The sequence below is a fragment of the Salinicola acroporae genome, from assembly GCF_003206615.1.
Lineage (GTDB): Bacteria > Pseudomonadota > Gammaproteobacteria > Pseudomonadales > Halomonadaceae > Salinicola > Salinicola acroporae.
This window is the reverse complement of record NZ_PZJW01000032.1, coordinates 1-2337: the sequence shown is the minus strand read 5'-3', so window position 1 is coordinate 2337 and position 2337 is coordinate 1. Positions and strand designations below refer to the sequence as shown.

The 2337-nt window shown below is 57.0% G+C and carries 4 protein-coding genes; 3 read left to right on the top strand and 1 reads right to left on the bottom strand.

Going from position 1 to position 2337, the window contains the following annotated elements:
• The first annotated feature begins 238 nt into the window (after positions 1-238).
• Positions 239-1009 carry a Crp/Fnr family transcriptional regulator gene (locus DOM54_RS19930; protein WP_240613984.1) on the top strand — a complete coding sequence of 257 codons (771 nt, stop codon included), beginning with the start codon at positions 239-241 and terminating at the stop codon, positions 1007-1009.
• Between the two features lie 157 nt (positions 1010-1166).
• On the opposite strand, the gene DOM54_RS19925 is transcribed toward DOM54_RS19930, so the two are convergent.
• Positions 1167-1415 (bottom strand): hypothetical protein, encoded by a 249-nt coding sequence (locus tag DOM54_RS19925; protein ID WP_110717996.1) that lies wholly within the window; start codon positions 1413-1415, stop codon positions 1167-1169.
• A gap of 172 nt (positions 1416-1587) precedes the next feature.
• On the opposite strand from DOM54_RS19925, the gene DOM54_RS19920 reads away from it, so the two are divergent.
• Both DOM54_RS19920 and DOM54_RS19915 read left to right on the top strand, forming a co-directional pair.
• The gene (locus tag DOM54_RS19920) at positions 1588-1803 is read left to right on the top strand and encodes a hypervirulence associated TUDOR domain-containing protein (protein WP_110717995.1); all 216 of its coding nucleotides are present in this window, start codon (positions 1588-1590) and stop codon (positions 1801-1803) included.
• A gap of 15 nt (positions 1804-1818) precedes the next feature.
• Positions 1819-2193 carry a DUF6482 family protein gene (locus tag DOM54_RS19915; protein ID WP_110717994.1) on the top strand — a complete coding sequence of 125 codons (375 nt, stop codon included), beginning with the start codon at positions 1819-1821 and terminating at the stop codon, positions 2191-2193.
• Positions 2194-2337 lie beyond the last annotated feature (144 nt).

Below are 2337 nucleotides of genomic sequence, written 5' to 3'. Positions count from 1 at the left end.
TTGCTGGGTAAGATCAAAATCAACGCGGAGGGGAGGCTCCCAACATACGTTAAGCTCGAGTGCCATTGGTGCTTTGTCCCCAGCAAGGGGGAGATATTTCACGTCAACTCCTGTCCGGGGCCCGGCTCGAGCCCAGAGCACGGTGGTTGAAGCAAGGTAGCGGACGACCCGTGTAGCTGAGAGACTTGCTGCCGCTGGCAGCGAAAGGCACAGCATCGACTATTCTCAGGTAGTTATCTTGGCCCAATCTTCTGATGTGAACTTGCTTATGACCCGCTCAATTTCGCCGAACGATTTGCTGATCCGAAGGCTGCAAAGTATTCATACCGTGTCGAAAGAAGAGATCCGGGCGCTTAGAGATTTGCCCTTGGAGATAGCATCGCTGGGACCGGGTCACGATATCGTGCGCATGGGAGAGCGGCCCACGCAGTGCTGCGTGGTGATCGAGGGCTTTACCTGCATCTACAAACTGACGTCCGACGGCGGGCGTCAGATCATGGCCATCCATGTCCCGGGGGATATCCCCGATATTCAGAGCCTGCATCTTGGAGTGATGGATTTTGGCCTCGCACCGATCAGTTCCTGCACCGTGGGATATATCCCCCACGAGAAGATACAGCAAGTGTGCGATAACTACCCTCGGCTCGGGGTCGCCCTGTGGCGCGAGACGCTGATCGACGCGGCAATCTATAGAGACTGGATGCTCAACATCGGTCAGTGTGAAGCCTTTGGAAGGGTGGCGCATCTGGTCTGTGAGCTGGTGATACGTCTCAAAGCGGTAGGTCTCACGGAAGGGGACTCCTTCAAGTTCCCAGTCACTCAAGCGAACCTGGCCGATGCCTTTGGCATCAGTTCGGTCCATATGAGTCGGGTCTACGGGATGCTCGCCCAGCAGGGACTTCTCAAGGTGACCCGGACTCATGTCACCGTGCTGGACTGGGACGAGCTTCAGGAGGCGGGTGACTTCGATCCCACCTACCTCCATCTCGAAAGAAACACTCCAGCTTAAAGGACAGTGTGACGCGCGACAGGAACCAACTCAATGATGTCGACCCTTTCCTTCCGATGCCCGGGTGAAAGGCAGCAACGGTGAGGCGATGGGGGTTGGAAAGAAAAGCCGCTCACGGTGAGCGGCCGAAGGGAACCATGCGAAAGCGAGTATCGGGTCAAGCTGCAGAGGCTATCGTCTGCATCCACGCCTGATCGCGAGACATCTCGATGAGCAGTTCCAGCGACTGGCTCAGGGTGTGCATGCGGTGGTTGCGTGAGGCGAAGGCGAATTGGTAATCACAGGTGCCAATGAACTCGCCACATTCCAGGCAATTGATCTCGTCCCAGTCTCGAGCGGCATCGTTTGAGGCTGCTTCGTGGTGCCCGCAGCGTGGGCAGCATATCTCATGTTTCATGATGGCCATCCTCGGCTTCCCGCTGGCCGGTATTCCTGACCGGTCGATGTCTGGATGATGCTCCTGAACTGGGTCTCGAGGCCCAATCCGCCGTCGGCGATCCGTGCCGACGAAAGCATCATGGCATGGTGGTAAAAATTGTACAATATTTGGCAATGTGTACAGGAAATGGATTTCAGACATGCCGGACTACAAGCAGCGCGAGTGGGTCAAGTGGAAGTGGGGCGACAACTGGGCGGAAGGTCAGGTGACCCGAAAGTACCAGGAGAAAGTCACCAGGAAGCTTCAGGGCAGTGAGGTCACGAGGAAAGGTACCAAGCAATCGCCGGCGTATCTGATCAAGCAGGAGGACGGTACCCGGGTGTTGAAGCTTCACTCCGAAATCGAGAAAGCCTAGCCAAGGATGGTAGCCATGAAATTCTCGAAATTTGTACAACTTGCACGTGACGGGCAGATCTCGGAACTACATATCGAGTCGGTAGCGCCGCAGTCCTTCCGTTTTCGCGCCGTCGCCGAAGGATACACTGTCGCCCTTCGCGATGAGCAGGGAAATCAGATAAGCGACCGTTCCCTAGGGCACGCGAAGCAGAGGCTTCGAAACGTCAGGGGGCTTGAGAAGCTGCCGCTCTACCTTGTCCAGCAACGGTCCGGTTCGATCATGGTTGGCAACAAGGCCTACAGCACCTCGCACAAGACTCCGCTTACCCTGGACACCTCGCCCTTGAGCGCGGCCATCGGAGTTGTCGGGGAGCCAGTGGGTATGGGTGGCTCCCAGGCGGCCCTGTAGCGGGACGAGCCGTCCTTGTCACGAGCCGACCAACTGGCGGGTGAGGGCGGTCAGCTTTCCGCTTTAACCTCCAACTGCATCGACTTCGACACCACCAGCAACACGCAAGATCGAGAAGGAGAACGACTGATCTTACCCAGCAAT